General features: G+C 62.6%; 14 protein-coding genes and 1 tRNA gene. 6 read left to right on the plus strand and 9 right to left on the minus strand.

What is annotated here, in order from left to right:
- Positions 1 to 19 precede the first annotated feature (19 nt).
- Complete coding sequence (locus tag B5527_RS04750) at positions 20 to 1294, minus strand: cytochrome P450 (RefSeq protein ID WP_079600243.1); 1275 nt, start codon at positions 1292 to 1294, stop codon at positions 20 to 22.
- Positions 1295 to 1331: 37 nt separating this feature from the next.
- Entirely contained in the window at positions 1332 to 2594 is a 1263-nt protein-coding gene (locus tag B5527_RS04755) for a cytochrome P450 (RefSeq protein ID WP_079600244.1), read from the minus strand.
- Positions 2595 to 2823: 229 nt separating this feature from the next.
- On the opposite strand from B5527_RS04755, the gene B5527_RS04760 reads away from it, so the two are divergent.
- Positions 2824 to 3996: an isovaleryl-CoA dehydrogenase gene (locus B5527_RS04760; RefSeq protein ID WP_079600245.1), complete on the plus strand. Its 1173-nt coding sequence runs from the start codon at positions 2824 to 2826 to the stop codon at positions 3994 to 3996.
- A gap of 111 nt (positions 3997 to 4107) precedes the next feature.
- Here B5527_RS04760 and B5527_RS04765 read toward each other — a convergent pair whose 3' ends face one another.
- The 3 genes from B5527_RS04765 to B5527_RS43425 form a co-directional block, all read right to left on the minus strand.
- Positions 4108 to 4923, minus strand: coding sequence for a DUF2927 domain-containing protein (locus B5527_RS04765; protein ID WP_079600246.1), 816 nt, complete (start codon positions 4921 to 4923; stop codon positions 4108 to 4110).
- An 83-nt stretch (positions 4924 to 5006) separates the two neighbouring features.
- Positions 5007 to 5594 (minus strand): L,D-transpeptidase, encoded by a 588-nt coding sequence (locus B5527_RS04770; RefSeq protein ID WP_079600247.1) that lies wholly within the window; start codon positions 5592 to 5594, stop codon positions 5007 to 5009.
- Between the two features lie 36 nt (positions 5595 to 5630).
- Positions 5631 to 5792, minus strand: coding sequence for a hypothetical protein (locus tag B5527_RS43425; RefSeq protein ID WP_154072012.1), 162 nt, complete (start codon positions 5790 to 5792; stop codon positions 5631 to 5633).
- A 26-nt stretch (positions 5793 to 5818) separates the two neighbouring features.
- On the opposite strand from B5527_RS43425, the gene B5527_RS04775 reads away from it, so the two are divergent.
- Both B5527_RS04775 and B5527_RS04780 read left to right on the plus strand, forming a co-directional pair.
- Positions 5819 to 7363 (plus strand): acetolactate synthase large subunit, encoded by a 1545-nt coding sequence (locus tag B5527_RS04775; RefSeq protein ID WP_079607074.1) that lies wholly within the window; start codon positions 5819 to 5821, stop codon positions 7361 to 7363.
- Between the two features lie 215 nt (positions 7364 to 7578).
- Entirely contained in the window at positions 7579 to 8091 is a 513-nt protein-coding gene (locus B5527_RS04780) for a hypothetical protein (protein WP_079607075.1), read from the plus strand.
- 137 nt (positions 8092 to 8228) lie between these two features.
- Here the strand turns inward: B5527_RS04780 and B5527_RS46085 are convergent, their stop codons facing one another.
- Together B5527_RS46085 and B5527_RS04790 are read right to left on the minus strand one after the other, a co-directional pair.
- Positions 8229 to 8684: a DUF6894 family protein gene (locus B5527_RS46085; RefSeq protein ID WP_245332499.1), complete on the minus strand. Its 456-nt coding sequence runs from the start codon at positions 8682 to 8684 to the stop codon at positions 8229 to 8231.
- A gap of 377 nt (positions 8685 to 9061) precedes the next feature.
- The gene (locus B5527_RS04790; protein WP_079600249.1) at positions 9062 to 9424 is read right to left on the minus strand and encodes a phasin family protein; all 363 of its coding nucleotides are present in this window, start codon (positions 9422 to 9424) and stop codon (positions 9062 to 9064) included.
- Positions 9425 to 9696: 272 nt separating this feature from the next.
- Here B5527_RS04790 and B5527_RS45185 point away from each other — a divergent pair, with 272 nt between their 5' ends.
- The 3 genes from B5527_RS45185 to B5527_RS04800 all read left to right on the plus strand — a co-directional run bounded on the left by B5527_RS45185 (position 9697) and on the right by B5527_RS04800 (position 16265).
- The gene (locus tag B5527_RS45185; protein WP_172842482.1) at positions 9697 to 9861 is read left to right on the plus strand and encodes a hypothetical protein; all 165 of its coding nucleotides are present in this window, start codon (positions 9697 to 9699) and stop codon (positions 9859 to 9861) included.
- Positions 9862 to 9919: 58 nt separating this feature from the next.
- Positions 9920 to 10132 (plus strand): hypothetical protein, encoded by a 213-nt coding sequence (locus B5527_RS04795; RefSeq protein ID WP_079600250.1) that lies wholly within the window; start codon positions 9920 to 9922, stop codon positions 10130 to 10132.
- A 262-nt stretch (positions 10133 to 10394) separates the two neighbouring features.
- The gene (locus B5527_RS04800) at positions 10395 to 16265 is read left to right on the plus strand and encodes an ATP-binding sensor histidine kinase (protein ID WP_425305061.1); all 5871 of its coding nucleotides are present in this window, start codon (positions 10395 to 10397) and stop codon (positions 16263 to 16265) included.
- Positions 16266 to 16474: 209 nt separating this feature from the next.
- On the opposite strand, the gene B5527_RS04805 is transcribed toward B5527_RS04800, so the two are convergent.
- Positions 16475 to 16549: transfer RNA gene (locus tag B5527_RS04805), tRNA-Val, on the minus strand.
- Positions 16550 to 16703: 154 nt separating this feature from the next.
- Positions 16704 to 17996 (minus strand): hypothetical protein, encoded by a 1293-nt coding sequence (locus tag B5527_RS04810; RefSeq protein ID WP_079600252.1) that lies wholly within the window; start codon positions 17994 to 17996, stop codon positions 16704 to 16706.
- Positions 17997 to 18074: the final 78 nt, after the last annotated feature.

Genomic DNA, 18074 nt, shown 5'->3' on the forward strand with positions numbered 1-18074 from the left:
AGTGCAAGCGTGCCCAGCGTTACGCTGGAATGCGCACCGGCAGGGACTCGATGCCGCGCACGAAGCTGGAATAAACCCGCTTCGGCTCGCCGACCACCTCGATGTTGTCGAAGCGCTTCAACATCTCCTGCCAGACGATCTTCAATTGCAGTTCGGCGAGCCGCATGCCGACGCAGCGGTGGATGCCGAAGCCGAACGACAGATGGGTGCGGGGCCGGGCGCGATCGATGATGAACTCGTTGGGATTTTCGATGCCCTCTTCGTCGCGATTGCCCGAGACGTACCACATCACCACGCGGTCGCCTTTTTTGATGGTCTTGCCGCCGAGTTCGGTGTCTTCAAGCGCGGTGCGCCGCATATGCGCCAGCGGCGTCTGCCAGCGAATGACTTCCGGCACCATCGAATCGATCAGGTCCGGATTGTCGCGCAGCTTTTGATACTGCTCGGGGTACTCGTTCAACGCGAGCACCGAGCCGCTCATGGTGTTGCGGGTGGTGTCGTTGCCGCCGACGATCAAAAGCAGGATGTTGCCCATCAGATTGTCGGGGTCCATATGGCGGGTCGCGTCGTGATGCGCCATCATCGAGAGCAGGTCGTTGCGCGGCTCGGCATTGACCCGCTCGTTCCAGAGCTTTGTGAAGTAGCCCGCGCACTCGTCCATCTCGGCGCGGCGCTGTTCGGCCGATTCGACGATCCCGCTTTTCGGCAGCGCGGTCGCGACGTCGGACCAGCGCGTCAGCTTGCGGCGCTCCTCGAACGGAAAATCGAACAGGGTCGCCAGCATCTGTGTGGTCAGTTCGATCGACACCCGGTCGACGAAATTGAAGGTCTCGTTGCGCGGGAGGGCGTCGAGCACCTTGCCGGCGCGGGCGCGGATGAGAACGGCGAGTTCGTCCAGATGCGCGGGCGTGAACATCGGCGACACCGTCTTGCGCTGGGCCGAATGTCGCGGCTGATCCATCGCGATGAAGCTCGGGTAGTCGTACCCCGGCGGCACGTCGCGGATCGAGATGCCGCCAAGTGTGGAGTCGGAAGAGAAGATGCCGTGATTGGTGTCGACATGCATGATGTCGTTGTATTTGGTGACCGACCAATAGGGTTCGATCGGCGCGCTGGTGCAGTAGTGCACCGGCTCTTCCTTGCGCAGCCGCTCGAACCATGGCCACAGCGTATCGTTCTGGAACAGCTTTGGCGCGCCCGGGTGAAATTCACTGAGCGGCGTGGCATACGCCTCTTCGCGCGCCAGTCGCTGAAGCTCGGCCTTGTCGGCCCGGACTGAGGTCTGGATGTTCATCGTTGATCAATCCCAAAATGCCGGTCGCCGGGGTACCTCAGCCGGCAATCCGCACCGGCAGGGTCTCGTAGCCCTTGACGAAGCTCGAATACACCCGCTTGGGCTCGCCGACCACCTCAATGTTGTCGAAACGCTTCATGATTTCTTCCCAGACAATCTTCAATTGCAGTTCGGCCAGCCTGATCCCGACGCAGCGGTGAATGCCGAATCCGAATGACAGATGTTGCCGCGGCCGCGCCCGGTCAATGATGAAGCGGTTGGGATCCTCAATCACGTCTTCGTCACGATTGCCGGAGACGTACCACATCACCACCTTGTCGCCCTTCCGGATGGTTTTGTTGCCGAGTTCCGTGTCCTGCGAGGCGGTCCGGCGCATATGCGCGAGCGGTGTCTGCCAGCGGATGATCTCCGGCACCATGCTGTCGATCAGGGCGGGATTGTCGCGCAACTTCTGATATTCGGCGGGGAATTCGTTGAGCGCGAACAGCCCGCCGGACAGCGAATTGCGCGTGGTGTCGTTGCCGCCGACGATCAAGAGAACGATGTTGCCGAGAAAATTCTGCGAGTCGAGATCGCGCGTGGCCTCGCTATGCGCCATCATCGACAACAGGTCGCTTTTGGGCGGCGCGTTGCGGCGCGCCTTGTAGAGTTCCGCGAAATAATCGCCGCATTCGACCAGTTCGGCCTGGCGTTTCAATTCGGCCTCGGGGCTTGGCGGCAGATAGGTCGCGACGTCCGACCAGTGGGTCAGCTTGCGGCGCTCCTCCCAGGGGAAATCGAACAGCGTGGCCAGCATCTGGGTGGTGAGTTCGATCGACACCCGGTCGACCCAGTCGAAGGTTTCGTTGCGCGGCAACGCGTCGAGCACCTGTCCGGCGCGTTCGCGGATGGTGGCGGCCAGCTGATCCAGATGCGTCGGCGTGAACATCGGCGCAACCGTCTTACGCTGGGCGCTGTGGGTCGGCTGATCCATCGCGATGAAGCTCGGCCGCCGGAAGTCGACCGCGGCGTCGCGGATGGTGATGCCGCCGAATACCGCCGCCGACGAAAACGCCTGGTGGTTGGTCTCGACATTCATGATGTCGTTGTACTTGCTGACCGACCAGTACGGCCCGAACACGCTGTCCTTGCAGTAGTGGATCGGGTCTTCCCGGCGCAGCCGTTCGAAATAGGGCCAGAACGTATCGGAGCGAAACAGTTCGGGATCGCCGGGATTGAACTGCTCCAGCGGAATGGAATAGGCGCGCGCCCGCGCCGCCTCTTGATTGATATTTGGCGCTGGATCTATCGTCCCGTGCATTGAGTTTCTCCCTGATTGCCGCTTCCGTGCTCGGCCCGGACGGCTGTTTGGGCGAATTACAACCCGTCGCGCGCTCCGGAGCAAGGGAGAGTTTGCTGCATCGGGAGCTATCGCAGGCGCCGGTCCGGCGGATGCCCCCTTCTCAGCCCCGCCGGCCCGTGACAAGCTTCTGCGCAAGGCCTAGTGCTTGCACTGAAAGCAGCATTGTTTGTCCGGAGGCAGCCCGACCATGATCCCCAACGCGCATCGGATGTTCAATTTCGATCTCGGTGAAACCGCGGATGCGATTCGCGAGACCGTGCATGATTTCTCCACCCATGAGATCGCGCCGCGCGCCGCCGAGATCGACAGGAGCAATCAATTCCCGAGGGATCTGTGGCCGAAGCTCGGCGCGCTCGGCCTGCACGGCATCACCGTCGAGGAGGAGTATGGCGGATCGGGGCTGGGCTACCTCGAGCACTGCATCGCGGTCGAGGAAATCTCGCGCGCCTCGGCGGCGGTCGGCCTGTCCTACGGCGCGCATTCTAACCTTTGCGTCAACCAGCTGCGCCGCAACGGCAACGAGACCCAGAAGCGGAAATATCTGCCGAAGCTGATTTCCGGCGAGCATGTCGGCGCGCTGGCGATGTCCGAGCCCGGTGCCGGCTCCGACGTGGTGTCGATGTCGACCCGCGCCGAGAAGAAGGGCGACCGCTACGTCATCAACGGCAGCAAGATGTGGATCACCAACGGCCCGATCGCGGAAACGCTGGTGATCTATGCCAAGACCGATCCGGCCGCGGGCGCCCGCGGCATCACCGCCTTCATCATCGAAAAAGGCATGAAGGGATTTTCCACCGCGCAGAAGCTCGACAAGCTCGGCATGCGCGGCTCCGACACCGGCGAACTGGTGTTCGAGAATTGCGAAGTGCCGGCAGAAAACGTGCTTGGCGAGGTCGGCCGCGGCGTCAACGTACTGATGTCGGGCCTCGACTACGAGCGCTCGGTGCTGGCCGCGGGTCCGCTCGGGATCATGCAGGCCTGCCTCGACGTGGTCATGCCCTATGTGCACGAGCGCAAGCAGTTCGGCCAGCCGATCGGCAGCTTTCAGCTGGTGCAGGGCAAGATCGCCGACATGTACACGACGATGAACGCGTCGCGTGCCTACGTCTACGCGGTGGCAAAGGCCTGCGACCGCGGCGAGACCACGCGCGAGGACGCGGCCGGCGCCATTCTCTATGCCTCCGAGAAGGCGACGCAATGCGCGCTGGATGCGATCCAACTGCTCGGCGGCAACGGCTATATCAACGACTACCCGACCGGGCGCCTGCTGCGCGACGCCAAGCTGTACGAGATCGGCGCCGGCACCAGCGAAATCCGGCGCATGCTGATCGGAAGGGAGCTGTTCGAGAAGTCGGCCTGATACGATGCTCGCCATGCCCGGGCTTGACCCGGGCATCCATCATTCTTCGCAAGAGGGCTTTTGCGAGATGATGGATTGCCGGGTCAAGCCCGGCAATGACAAGATTGGATATTAATCCGTCAGATCATTCGCCTTCTTCACCCACACCCGGACGTCGGCGAGCACGTCGGGCAGCACGGCCTTGACTTCCTCGACCGTCATGCCGGCCTTGATGCGCGGGTCGTAGAGGATGTTTAAAATGTACTGATCGTAGATGTCGAAGAAGCCCATCGAGACACTGTCGTTGAACATGGTCCAGGGCACCGACGAAGTATCGTTGATCGGCCCCAGCGACTGCAGCAGTTCTTCATAGGCGCAGTCGAGGAAGACGAAATCGCCATTGTCGACGGTGAGGATCACGTCGGAGTGCTCGATCTCGTATTTGTCGCTTTTGCGAAAACCGGACAGGCATTGCGGATCGAGCGAGGTCTTGATCTCGCGCGCGCGTTCGCTGCCATAGAAGCTGGCGATGGTGCGATTGAGATCGCGGTCGCGCACCATTTTGACGACCACATTGGCGGCTTCGCGGCTCTCGGCCATCGCGATGTCCAGATGCGCGATCCGCTGCCCGATGTCGGCCACGACTTTGGCCAGTTGCGCCTTGCGGTCGGGGCGGTTGCCGTCGGCGAACACCCGCACCGGCTCGTCGTATTTCCTGATGCGGTCGACCCGGCCGGCCAGATGATATTCGGCACCGAACGCGGTCTTTAGAAATCCGTCGGTGATTTCGCTGTCGGTGAAGATCTTCTTCTCGGCGCGCTGGCGCAAAGCGATCGCGGGAATTTCGGCCGCTATTGCAAGCGGCGACACGACGCCGACGAACGCGATAGCAGCGAAAGCGGCCGCGAATATCGGTAAAGCCTGCGAAGACCGGCGAGAGCTGTTCATTGCGCGATGACGCTGCCGCAATCGACGTCTGCGCGCAAGGCTCGATCCGGCACGGCTGACGCGTGAGCGATGCGGGTTTCGCCCTAGTTCTTCACCACCACGGTGGCGCCGACCGAGACGCGGTTGTAGAGATCGGTCACGTCCTCGTTGGTCATGCGGAAGCAGCCGGAGGATACCGCTTGGCCGATCGTCTCGGGCTCGTTGGAACCGTGAATCCGATACAGCGTCGAGCCCAGATATATCGCCCGCGCGCCGAGCGGGTTATCGATGCCGCCCGCCATGTGGCGCGGCAGATCGGGCCGCCGCGCCAGCATCTGCGAGGGCGGAGTCCAGCCCGGCCATACCTTCTTGGCGGAGATGCGGTGGACGCCGCCCCAGCGAAAGCCGTCGCGGCCGACGCCGATTCCGTAGCGCAGCGCCTGGCCGTTGGGGAGCACGAGATAGAGCCGCCGCTCGGCGGTGCTGATGACAATGGTGCCGGGGGCGTACCGGCTGTCGAAGTTCACGGTAGTGCGCGGAATCGGGCTGGAGCCGCGGCCGAAGAAATAGGGGCCGCCGCCCATGATATCGCGGGTGTCGGAGCCCGGGAAACCGAACCCCTGGGCCGATGCCTGGCCGGCGCCGGCCAGCAAGGTCACCGCTGCAAACAGCAAAGCCAACGCCCGGGTCATTATTCTTCCCCGCGAAAAATCCGATCCAGGTGCAAGTCAGGCCATAATTGCCTTGATTTCGCAAGCAATCAACCCGTGATCCGGCCGGGTTTGGGATGCCGCGGTTAAAAAGGCACCGCTATCGGCGGCGATGGCAGCAATGCCCGCGAAGCCTTTGACGAAAGGCGCTGGGAATGATTGATCTGCCATCAGATCCAAAAGATGTCGCCAACGGGAGTGGAATGATGAACGGTGCGGAAAGTCTGGTGCGGACCCTGGTCGCGGGCGGTGTTGACGTCTGCTTCGCCAATCCCGGCACCTCCGAGATGCATTTTGTTGCGGCCCTGGATCGGGTCGAGGGCATGCGCTGCGTGCTCGGCCTGTTCGAGGGCGTGGTGACGGGTGCGGCGGACGGCTATTTCCGCATGAAGGGCACACCGGCCTCGACGCTGCTGCATCTCGGACCGGGCCTCGCCAACGGCCTTGCCAATCTGCACAACGCCAAGAAGGCCAATTCCGGCATCGTCAACATCGTCGGCCAGCACGCGGTCTACCACATCGGATTCAATGCGCCGCTGACCTCCGATATCGAGGGCCTGGCCCGGCCGATGTCGGCCTGGGTGCGGACCTCGCCCGACGCGAAATCCGTCTCCAAAGACGGCGCTGCCGCGATCGCCGCGGCCAAAAGTGCGCCGCCGCAGATCGCAACCCTGATCCTGCCCGCCGACACCGCATGGAACGAGGCCGACGGCATTGCCGAGGTGCCGGCGGAGTCGCAGCGCGCCAGCTATTCGTCCCAGGCGGTCGACAACGCCGCCAAGGTGCTGCGCGGCGGCGCACAGACGCTGCTGCTGCTCACCGGCAGCGCCCTGACCGAGCAGGGGCTGGCGCTGGCGGCACAGATCGCGGGCAAGACCGGCTGCAAGGTGATGGGCCAGACCTATAATCCGCGGATGGCGCGCGGCCGCGGCCGGTTCGCGATCGACCGGATTCCCTATGTGATCGAACAGGCGCTGCCGATCCTGAAGGATTTCAAGCACATCGTTCTGGTCGAAGCCAACGATCCCGTGGCGTTCTTCGCCTACCCGAACAAGCCGAGCCTGTTGAAGCCGGAGGGCTGCGAGGTCCATCGCATGACCGCGGGCGGCGAGAATTCGGTCGCGGCGCTGGAAGCGCTGGCCTCCGCGCTCGGCGCCAAGCCAGGCGATGCGAAACCGCAAGCCATGGTCGAACTGGCAAAGCCAACGGGCGCGCTGACCCACGCCTCGATCGCGCAGGCGATCGCGATGGCGATCCCGGAAAACGCCATCGTGGTCGATGAATCCATCACCACCGGGCGCGGCTTCTTTCCACCGACGGCGGCGGCCGCGCCGCACGACTGGCTGCAGAACATGGGCGGCTCGATCGGATTTTCGACACCGGTCGCGACCGGTGCGGCGGTGGCATGCCCCGACCGCAAGGTGATCTGCATGGTCGGCGACGGCAGCGCGATGTACACGCTGCAGTCGCTGTGGACCCAGGCGCGCGAAGGCCTCAACGTCACCACCATCGTGTTCGCCAATCGCATTTATCAGATCCTGCGCGGCGAATTCGACGGCGTCGGCGCCGGCGAGCCGGGGCAGCGCGCGCTCGACATGCTCAAGATCGACCGCCCGACGCTCGACTGGGTCTCGCTCGCCAAGGGCATGGGCGTCGCGGCGCGTTCGGTCACCACCGCGGACGAATTGGTCAAGGCGCTCGCGGAAGCCATTCCCGAAAAGGGACCGCGGCTGATCGAAGTACGGATGTGAGGGCGGGCGTGCGAAAACGACTCGGTTCGTCATGCCCGGCCTTGTGCCGGGCATCCACGTCTTGACAGCCTGGCAGCAAGGAAGACGTGGATGGCCGGGACAAGCCCGGCCATGACGAAAGATCGCTTCAATTTTTCAGAGAGAGTCTGAAAAGGCTCGCGGCTTTTCCGGTCAGGCTTTAAGATGTCTTGCCGGGGGGCCGCATGCAAGCCGCGATGCAGACCGAGTTGAACAAGTTTGTCTGCGCGCTCGCCGAGTTCTACGCGCGCGAGACTTTTCTGTTCGAGAAGGATCTCGGCGAACGTACGCTGACGCACCGGCTGGCGGTGCGACTCGAACAGCACTTCCCGGGCTGGGAGGTCGACTGCGACTACAACCGTCTCGGCGAACGAACGCTGCGACTGCCGCGTGGATCGATCGTCTCAACCGACGACCATCTCGGCAAATCGATCTACCCCGATATCGTCGTGCACCAGCGTGCCATTCCCAACAACCTGCTCGCGATCGAAGTGCGCAAAGCCGCCAATCATCAGCCGCCCGAACACGACCAGCACAAGCTGCGCGCGCTGACCGACCCGGATCTGTGGTTCGCCTACTGGATCGGGGTTTATCTGGTGCTGGGAAAGACCAGCGTCGTGTCGGATGTCTACACCGGCGGCGTGATCGACCAGGCTCTATCCAGCTGGTTGGCCGGGCGGATCAGGGATGCCGGGTTGGGCGTGGGCTAAGCCGCCATAACCATCGGCGGCGGGAAGGCTAACAACGGGCTGTCGAAGTTCGATTTTCAAAACACACGACTGCGCTGGAACCGTTGCACTCCGGAAAGCGAAAACGTACCGCCGAAGGGGTGAACGGTCCTCGCCTGCTACTCCCGATGAACGAACTGGCGATGAATCTCGCGTCCCAGCGCGTTGACCACAGATATTTCGAGATCCTGATCGTCGCGCAGGCTTTCGTCACGGAAGTGCTGCGCGAGTACCTTGCAATGCGCAATCGCGTCGGCATTCGTCTTGAACTCAAGTCCGACGCTATCCCTCAGTGGAACGCCGTCTTTCATATCGAAGAAAAATTTCTGCATGGAATTACCTCTGACGCACCAATTCGACGTCGCGGCATTCGTTCCCTTACTATGACACCAGGCCTTTCCGGGTGTGAGCCTGCAACCATTTTTCACCTCTGAACAATATGCGCAAGGATACAGCCACGCGCCGATGCTTGTTTCGCCCGCAGGAACGCTGCGCGCGTAACGCAACGTATTGCGACGCAGTTCGACAAGTTCTTCGATGCTGTAAAGACGTTCGGGGGTTTCACCGGACAACATCGGTTCACTCTGCGCCCTTCGCAGGGGCGAGCGCGAGCGAATTCGCGTCCACCAAGCGCCGTCGGCAGAGTCGTAGGTCCTGGTTAATGCGGGTAATCGGGCCAGGCTGCCACGCAGGGTTTTCCAAGTGGTCGATACTGCTCACGTTGAGAGATGCGATGACGATGGCGTGTCAGTGCTCAGGCCGATTCTGAAACAATCGGCTCGATACCGGACGACGATTATGATCGCGATCACAAGCAACGCCGCGACCAGCGCGAGCGCAAGCCCGCGTGCCCCGGGATACGAATTGAGAGACTAATGGAAGAAAGCCCCCGCAATGAGCGGGGCAATTTCGTCCTGACATCGCAGGGGGAGCGCGCGCGGAGCGGCAAGGCCTATCGATTTGTCGTGGGCATCCTTGCAGCAAAGCCACCGAACGGCTTGCAGGATTGCTTCGCAAGATCACCGTACAGCGCGCCGATCTTCTGCGTTTCCCTGACGAATGTCTCGAAAGCCGACTTGGCGAATTCGGTCTGAACTTCAACCGCCTTGTCGAAAGACCTCACGCTCGCGAGCTTCTCGGCAAAGGACTTGGTGTCTTCGAACGACTTCTTCGCGTAGTCGCCGTAGGCAGTGGCAATTGCCTGAAAGCCGCCCGGGAAGGCGCTGGTCGGCATATCGGTGGCACCGATTTGTTCGTTGCCATTTTGTTGCTGCGCGAAATTCTGGTTCGAATCGTTCTGGTTTGCGTTCGACATTTTTGACTTTCCCTTGTTTGCTTGACGGCGAACCAATGATGGCCGCCGCCGATGGTTGCGCAGGAACCGCGGTTCCCGCTTGTTCGTTGGGCGGTCCTTGTGTGTTGGTATGATGATTCCGGAACTCAAGGCATGCGCCGGCCGTGTCATGGCAGAGCAATCGCAATTCGCGGCAACGGGTCACGAGCGGAACAGGCAAGACCATTTTATTTTATCGGAACGAAGCCGCACCCCGGGAGGTTGTATTGGCGTTCCCATGAAAGGAAGCAAACATGACGACCCAAAACCAGCCTGGCCAACAGAATCAATCGCCGGGGCAGAAGCCCGCCCCGCAGCAGGGCGGCGGTCAGAAACCGGGCCAGCAGAGCCAGGCTCCCGCAAAAGGTAGCAAAAATCCCAAACAGCCGCACGACCAAACGAGCGACACCGATACGTAACTGACAGAGACGGCCCGCTTCGGCGGGCCGTCTTCTTTTCATGCAAGGAGATAAAACGATGGCACAGAAGAGTCCGGGCACGGACGGCACCCAACAGGTTCCGGGACGACCGCACGACTCCGGAAGTGCCGCTAACGAGACCGTTGACGGGCTCGACGCCACGGCCGAATCGTTGCGGCGCGCCGCCGAAGATACGCCCTCCGGTGCTGCGCCTGATAACATCGAGAACACACCGGTGTTTGATCGAGCCGGCCGCGCGCCGAAAATTTGACGGCAAGACAATAACGCGCCGGGGGAGCTACGCGGGGATATTCGCCCGCGGTTGCCGCGGCAGTGCCCTTGCGCATTCTTGCTCGACAAAGCATCTCGGTTTTGTGACCGAGAGGCCGGCGCGGTTCTCGTCATCGCCTAGCCATAATATGGTATCGATCGTGACAGGGTTGCATTTTTGGCGCCTGGCATTGGATTGACGGGCCAGAGCAAACGTAACCTAATCAATGCACCAAGGTAGTCCTCCCTGCCAGGAGGCCTTCGTGAAGGAACTTTCGAGCTACGTATTTTCGCCGCTGCACGAGGGCGACATCGCTCTCCATCGCGGCTCCGGAAACGGCCTGGCGCCGATCCTGCTGGTTGCCGCGGAAGAAACTTCGCTCGGTTGCATCGAGCGGCTTGAACACGAATATGCGCTGAAAGCTGAACTTGACGCTGAGTGGGCGGCGCGACCAATCGCGCTGACGCACTACAATGGCGGCATGGCGCTGGTGCTAGAGGATCCCGGCGGTGCGCCGGCCGATCGACTGCTTGGCCGGCCACTGGAGGTATCGCATTTCCTGCGCATCGCAATTCCTCTCGCGGGAGCGCTTCGTCGAGTGCATGAGCGCGGCCTTATCCATAAGGACATCAAGCCAGCCAATATCCTGGTGGACTCGGCAGGCGGCGGCGTGCGGCTGACGGGGTTCGGCATTGCCTCGCGTCTCCCGCGCGAGCACCAAGCCCCGGCCCCACCGGAGGTGATCGCCGGGACGCTCGCCTATATGGCGCCGGAACAAACCGGCAGGATGAACCGCTCGGTGGACTCCCGCAGCGATCTCTATGCACTGGGCGTCACCTTCTACGAGATGCTGACGGGGCAGCTGCCCTTCACCGCCGCCGATCCGATGGAGTGGGTGCACTGCCATATCGCGCGGCAACCGGTGCCGCCGAACGAGCGGGTCGCGGGCATCCCGGGGCCGCTGTCGGCAATTGTGATGAAGCTACTCGCCAAGACCGCGGAGGAACGCTACCAAACCGCCGCCGGTGTCCAGGGCGATTTGGGGCGCTGCCTGGCGGAATGGAAAGCGACCGGCCGCATCGGGACATTTCCGCTCGGCGCGCACGACGCTTCGGATCGGCTGCTGATCCCGGAGAAGCTCTACGGCCGGAAGCGCGAGATCGAAACTCTGCTGGCTTCCTTTGACCGGGTCGTGGCGCAAGGCACGCCGGAGCTCGTGCTGGTGTCCGGATATTCCGGGATCGGCAAGTCCTCAGTGGTGAGCGAACTGCACAGGGCGCTGGTGCCGTCGCGTGGCCTGTTCGCGTCCGGCAAGTTCGACCAGTACAAGCGCGACATCCCGTACGCGACCCTGGCCCAGGCCTTCCAGGGCCTGGTCCGCTCGCTCCTCAGCCAAAACGAGGAGGAACTTGGCCGCTGGCGGGTCTCCCTGAACGATGCGCTGGGCCCGAATGGTCAGCTCATGGTCAATCTCGTTCCCGAGCTGGAGCTCGTCATTGGGAAACAGCCGTCGGTCGCGGAACTGCCGCCGCGGGACGCGCAGAAACGGTTCCAGATGGTTTTGCGGCGCTTCCTCGGGGTGTTCGCGCGCAAGGAGCATCCGCTCGCGCTGTTCCTCGATGATTTGCAATGGCTGGATACGGCGACGCTTGACCTGCTCGAACATCTGGTGACGCACCTGGAGGTGCGGCACCTGCTGCTGGTCGGGGCCTACCGAGATAACGAGGTCAGTCCCTCTCATCCGCTTCTGCGCACGCTCGATGCGATCCGCAAGGCGGGAGCGTTGGTGCAGGAGATCCGTCTTGCGCCGCTCGGCCGCGAAGACCTGGGGCGGCTCATTGCGGATACGCTCAGCCGCGCGCCGGACCGTGCCGCCCCGCTGGCCCGGCTGGTGCACGAGAAAACCGGCGGCAATCCGTTTTTCGCCATTCAGTTCATCTCTGTGCTCGCCGAAGAGGGGCTGCTCCGCTTCGATCATGACGCGGCGCGCTGGCACTGGGAGCCCGATCGCCTTCGCGCCAAGGGATACACCGACAATGTGGTGGACCTCATGGTCAGAAGATTGACCCGCCTGCCTGTCCAGACCCAGGCGGCGTTGCAGCAGCTCGCCTGCCTCGGCAACGCCGCTGCGATCACGATGCTTTCGCTGGTTCTCGGGAAATCGAAGGACGAGGTCCGTTCGGATCTCTGGGACGCTGTTCGTCTTGAGCTGGTCGAGCACTCGGAGGGTTCGTACAAGTTCATCCACGACCGGGTCCAGGAAGCCGCCTATTCGCTCATACCGGAACGGGTGCGCGCCGAGGCGCACCTGCGCGTCGGAAGACTGCTCGCGGCGCATACCCCAGCAGGAAAACGCGAGGAGGCCATCTTCGAGATTGTCAATCAGCTCAACCGCGGAGCCGCCCTGGTTACCTCGCGAGACGAGCGTGAGCAGCTGGCCGAGTTCAACCTGCTCGCAGGCCAACGCGCCAAGGCCACGACCGCCTACGCCGCGGCGATCAGCTATCTCGCCGCCGGTGCGGCCCTGTTGCCGGAAGACTCGTGGGAGCGCCGGCACGAGCTCGCTTTTGCGCTGGAGCTGCACCGGGCCGAATGCGAGTTCCTCACCGGCGCGCTGAAAGAAGCGGAGCAGCGCCTGGCGGCGCTGTCAATCCGCGCCGCCAACACGGTGGAACGAGCCACGGTCGCGTGCTTGCGCGTGGATCTGTACACGACCCTCGATCAGAGCAGCCGCGCCATTGCCGTCGGTCTCGACTACCTCCGGCATCTGGGCATCGACTGGTCGCCGCATCCGACGGAAGAGGAAGCGCGACGCGAATACGAGCGGATCTGGTCGCAACTCGGGAGCGGCATGATCGAGGCTCTGATCGACCTGCCCTTGATGAGCGACCCCGCATCCCTCGCGACGATGGACGTTCTGACCAAGATCGGGCCGCCGAGCTTGCATACGGATGCCTACCTGTTTTCCCTGGTCATCTGTCGGGCGGTCAATCTCAGCCTCGAGAGTGGCAACTGTGACGGCTCGTGCTTCGCCTACGTTCGGCTTGGCATGATCGCCGGATCGCGCTTCGGCGACTATCAGGCGGCATACCGCTTCGGCCGGCTCGGCCATGACCTGGTCGAGCGGCACGGACTGAAGCGCTTCCAGGCCAGGACCTATATGTGCTTCGGAGGTTTCGTCCTGCCGTGGACGAGACATGTCCGGGCAGGGCGTGATTTGCTGCACCGCGGCCTGGAGGCAGCGAATAAGACGGGCGACCTGGTCTACGCGGCCTGCGGCCACCATCTGACGACGAACCTTCTTGCGACCGGAGAGCCGCTCGTCGATGTGCAACGTGAAGCCGAGAATCGACTCGCATTTGCGCAGAAGGCGCGGTTCGAGTTTATCATTGACATCGCTGCCACTCAGCTCGAGCTGATCCGAACTCTTCGCGGACTGACGCCGACATTTGGATCCTTTGATGATGGGCAGTTTGATGAGTTTCGGATCGAGCGTCGTTTCACCCGCAGTCCGGATCTACAAGCTGAGTGCTCGTATCTCATCCGCAAGCTCCAGGCGCGCTTCTTTGCAGGCGAGTATCGTACAGCCGTCGAGGCCTCCGCGAGGGCGCAATCTCTGTTGTGGACCTTGGCGTCACATTTCGAAACGGCGGAGTATCATTTTTACGGTGCACTTTCCCGAGCCGCCTCTTGCGATTCCACGCCAGTCGCACAGCGGCAGCAGCACATCGAGGCTCTTGCGGCGCATCATAAACAACTCCAGGTGTGGGCGGAGAGTTGCCCGGACACTTTCGAGAACCGCGCCGCGCTGGTCGGCGCCGAGATAGCGCGGATCGAAGGCCGCGAGCTTGATGCCGAGCGCCTCTACGAACAGGCCATCCGATCGGCTCGCGCGAACGGCTTTATTCACAATGAGGCGCTCGCCAATGAACTGGCTTCCCGCTTCTACGCGGTGCGAGGCTTCGAGAAGATCGCCCGTGTATATTTGCAGGACGCCCGCTACGGCTACTCGCGCTGGGGCGCGTTCGGCAAGGTGCGGCAACTCGAACAGCTTCATCCGCATCTCCGCGACGCGCCAGTCCCTGCATCTCCCACCACTACCATTGGCGCGCCCGTCGAGCGGCTGGATGTCGGAACGGTGCTCAAGGCCGCACAGGCGGTGTCCGGCGAGATCGTCCTCGGTGAGCTCATCAAGACGCTGCTGCGGATCGCGGTCGAACATGCCGGTGCCGGGCGGGGCCTGCTCATCCTGTTCCCGGTCGACAAGCCACGGATCGCGGCGGAAGCGACGACCGGCCGCGGCCAGGTTGAGGTCACGTTGCGCCAGACGGCCCCGTCACCGGCCGAGCTTCCCGAATCCGTGCTCCACACCGTGATCCGGACGCGGGAGAGCGTCATCCTTGATGACGCCTTGACGCAGAATCCGTTCTCGGCGGATGAGTACCTGCGTCAGAAGCACGCCCGGTCGGTCCTCTGCCTGCCGCTGGTGAAGCAGTCCAAGCTGATCGGGGTGCTCTATCTCGAGAACAATTTGGCATCGCACGTATTCACGCCCGCGCGGATCTCGGTGCTGGAATTGCTGGCATCGCAAGCGGCGATCTCGCTGGAGAACGCGAGCCTGTACAACGATCTCCGGGAACGCGAGGCCAGGATCCGCCGCCTGGTCGACTCGAACATCATCGGGATCATCATCTGGGATTTTCAGGGCCGAATCATCGAAGCCAACCAGGCCTTTCTTGATCTGTTGGGTTACAGCCGTGAAGACCTGATCTCGGGTCGGCTACGATGGACCGAACTGACGCCAGCCGAATGGCGCCGCACCGACGAACGGGCCCGCGCAGAACTGAAGGCGGCGGGAACCGTAGAGCCCCGCGAGAAGGAGTACTTTCGTAAAGACGGCAGCCGCGTTCCGGTTCTGGTCGGTGCTACGATGTTCGGCGACAAGCCAGACGAGGGCGTTGCCTTCGTGCTCGACTTGACCACACGCAAACGCGCTGAGTTCGAGCGTCAACTCTCGTCGTCATTAGTTGAGCAGGCTACCGAGTTTATGGCGATTGCCGACCTCGAAGGAGGGACGCCGCTCTACCTGAACAAGGCGGCGCTGAAAATGGTCGGTCTCGACGGCCCGGAAGAAGCGAGAACGAGGCGGGGGCTTCACTACATGTTCCCCGAGGACCGCGAGTTCGTGACTACCGTCCTCTGGCCGTCGGTGCTGGAGAAGGGGGCCTGGTCGGGCGAGATGCGTCTCCGCCATTTCAAGACCGGTGACCCGATCCCGGTGCTCTATTCGGCCTTTCGGATCGACGATCCGGAGACCGGGCAGCCAGTGGGCGTCGGGAATGTGTGCAGCGATATCTCCGACAGCAAGCGCGCGGAAGAGAAGCTGCGCGCCAGCGAACAGCGCCTTCTCGATGCCCAGATGGAGCTTGCGCACGTCACGCGCGTGACGACGCTGGGCGAACTGACAGCTTCCATTGCCCATGAAGTAAACCAGCCGCTCGCCGGTGTCATAGCCAACGCCGAGGCCTGTCTGCGCTGGCTCGACCGTGCAACTCCCGACCTGGACGCAGTGCGTCGCTCCGTGGAATGGATTATCGACGACGGCAATCGGGCGAGCGAGGTGATCCGGCGCACCCGGGCACTCGCGAACAAGACCGAGATTGAGAAGGTGCCGCTCGACATAAACGACCTCGTCAGGGAGGTCATCGCGCTGGTGCAGCGTGAGTTAATCAGTCACCGGGTGTCGTTGCGGATGGAGTTGGCACCCGACCTCCACATGATCACAGGTGATCGGGTCCAGCTGCAGCAAGTGATGATCAATCTGGTGATGAACGGCATTGAGGCGATGCAATCGGTCACCGATCGGCCGCGCGAACTGGAGATCCGATCGCGTCTGGACGAGACACAAGTGCTCGTAAGTGTGACGGATTGCGGCGTCGGGATCCCCGCCGAGAATGCGGACCGGCTGTTCAATCCCTTCTTCACCACCAAATCCAGCGGCATGGGCATGGGGCTCTCGATCTGTCGTTCGATCATGGAAGCCCACGGTGGCCGGCTGTGGGCCACGGCCAACATACCCTACGGCGCCGCGTTTCAGTTCACCCTGCCGGTGAACACCGACGCTGCGTCGTGAGGTTGCGCCCGTAAGCCGTCCAAAGAACGGGTGGGCCGGCCGCGAGTTCAGTTCTGGGGCAATCTGCGAAACACTCGCCAAGCGTAAAGGTTTTCCGCCTTGCTCCCAACGTCAGACATTGCCCGGCCTGTTTCGCGGTTCAATCCACGGTCTCAGGCGCAATTTTGCTTCCAACAGATTCCTGGTGCGGTTGCGCGCCCTCGAGGCGATGGTGGGCGCACAAGGGATCGAACCTTGGACCTCTCCCGTGTGAAGGGAACGCTCTCCCGCTGAGCTATGCGCCCGGGATATTCGTGCAAAGTCGGAAGCCGGAAATCGCGTCCGATCGAACAATGCACACCAGTCAGAGTCCGCGATTTACGAAGTGCGGGGCACCGGTGTCAAGCTATGGTGTAAACCCGCGTCCAGCGGCGCACCGGGATCCCTGATCAAGGTGAATTACCCCGGCTGCCGCGCCCGGGAGGCGTGGGACTGCAGGGCCCGGATGCGTTCAGCGAGCGTGCCGCCGCCCTCGGGCATGCCGCCACTGGGAGCCACGCCATTGGCGGCACCGTTGGCGGGTTTTGCCGGCTTTGCCGGGATCACCGGTTCCGCGGCCAGCATGGCCTCGATCGCCGAATTCGGGCCTTCCAGCTGCATCGCGAGTTTGGCCACTTCGGCCGCAATATCGTTGATGCGCTCGCGCAGTAGCGCGTTTTCCATGCGCTCGGTCGCCCACGAGCTTTCGGCCGCCTGCTGGATCGCGTTGATGTCGCGCTGCAGCTTGGCGCGTTCGTCGCGCGCGATACGGAGTTGTTCCTCGACCGCGGCCTTTTCGGTGCGCAGCTTTTCGATCGCCGGCGATTTGCCGCCTTCGCTCAAGGCCGCGATTTCGGCGCGCAATTGGTTTGCCGCGCGTTCGGTGGCTTCGTTCTGCTGGCGCAGCTGGTTGTTTTCAAAGTCGCGCTCGGCCAGGAGCTTGCCCTGGGTGGTGAGCCGCCCCTCCAGGTCGTTGACGCGGTTGCCGAGCATTTCGGCTTCCTTGACCTGGATGATCAATTGCCGATCGAGATCGGTGACGCGCTGGCTCAAATTCTCGACGCGGCTGCGCGCCTCGGCAAGCTCGCTGGTCGCCTTTTCTGAGTCGCCGCGCTCCTGCGCCAGCCGCGCCTGCGTGGCGGCGAATTCCTTTTCGGCATCGCTGACGCGACTCTTGAGCTCATCGATCTGGGCGCGCACCGCCACCAGCTCGACCTGACGGCTCTGCGCCATCATCGAACGGTCGGACAGCTCGCTATTGATTTTCGCAAGCTCGCTTTGCTTGTCCTTCAGCGCCTTTTCGGCGTCGCGCAGCGATTCGGTCTTGGCGGTGAATTCCTCTTCGGTGGCGCGCATCTGTTCCTTCACCGCCTTCTCGCGCGCTTCCAGCGAGAAGATGGTGGCGTTCTTTTCGCCAAGCTCGATTTTCATGCGATTGATCGCATCGGATTTCTTGCCGAGTTCGGCGAGCTGGCTGGTGGTCTTGCTCTTGAGCTGGTCGACGCTCATCTCCAGCCGCCGCGCCGACATCGCGAATTCCGCGCGCAACTGATCCTTGTCGGCCTGGATCTCGGCCATCGACAGCGGCGTCGCCGCCTCCAGCCGCTTCGTCGTCAGCCGCACCGCGCGGTTATGCACCAGCGGTACGATCATCAGCCCGAACAGCATCGAGAGCAGAAAACCGATCGCCAGATACATGATCGGTTCGACCATCAGCGGTAACTCCCCATGAGAAAATCGTTAATCACAATGCCATGGGGCACAGGGTAAACGCCAGCCTAATGCCGCGTT

The organism is Bradyrhizobium erythrophlei (assembly GCF_900129425.1).
In the GTDB taxonomy this organism is placed as follows: domain Bacteria; phylum Pseudomonadota; class Alphaproteobacteria; order Rhizobiales; family Xanthobacteraceae; genus Bradyrhizobium; species Bradyrhizobium erythrophlei_C.

What these genes read in the sequence shown, in the direction of transcription:
- B5527_RS04750 (WP_079600243.1), bottom strand. Translation starts at nt 1,294, where the DNA reads ATGAACATCCAGACCTCAGTCCGGGCCGACAAGGCCGAGCTTCAGCGA.
- B5527_RS04755 (WP_079600244.1), bottom strand. Translation starts at nt 2,594, where the DNA reads ATGCACGGGACGATAGATCCAGCGCCAAATATCAATCAAGAGGCGGCG.
- B5527_RS04760 (WP_079600245.1), top strand. Translation starts at nt 2,824, where the DNA reads ATGATCCCCAACGCGCATCGGATGTTCAATTTCGATCTCGGTGAAACC.
- B5527_RS04765 (WP_079600246.1), bottom strand. Translation starts at nt 4,923, where the DNA reads ATGAACAGCTCTCGCCGGTCTTCGCAGGCTTTACCGATATTCGCGGCC.
- B5527_RS04770 (WP_079600247.1), bottom strand. Translation starts at nt 5,594, where the DNA reads ATGACCCGGGCGTTGGCTTTGCTGTTTGCAGCGGTGACCTTGCTGGCC.
- B5527_RS04775 (WP_079607074.1), top strand. Translation starts at nt 5,819, where the DNA reads ATGAACGGTGCGGAAAGTCTGGTGCGGACCCTGGTCGCGGGCGGTGTT.
- B5527_RS04780 (WP_079607075.1), top strand. Translation starts at nt 7,579, where the DNA reads ATGCAGACCGAGTTGAACAAGTTTGTCTGCGCGCTCGCCGAGTTCTAC.
- B5527_RS46085 (WP_245332499.1), bottom strand. Translation starts at nt 8,684, where the DNA reads ATGTTGTCCGGTGAAACCCCCGAACGTCTTTACAGCATCGAAGAACTT.
- B5527_RS04790 (WP_079600249.1), bottom strand. Translation starts at nt 9,424, where the DNA reads ATGTCGAACGCAAACCAGAACGATTCGAACCAGAATTTCGCGCAGCAA.
- B5527_RS45185 (WP_172842482.1), top strand. Translation starts at nt 9,697, where the DNA reads ATGACGACCCAAAACCAGCCTGGCCAACAGAATCAATCGCCGGGGCAG.
- B5527_RS04795 (WP_079600250.1), top strand. Translation starts at nt 9,920, where the DNA reads ATGGCACAGAAGAGTCCGGGCACGGACGGCACCCAACAGGTTCCGGGA.
- B5527_RS04810 (WP_079600252.1), bottom strand. Translation starts at nt 17,996, where the DNA reads ATGGTCGAACCGATCATGTATCTGGCGATCGGTTTTCTGCTCTCGATG.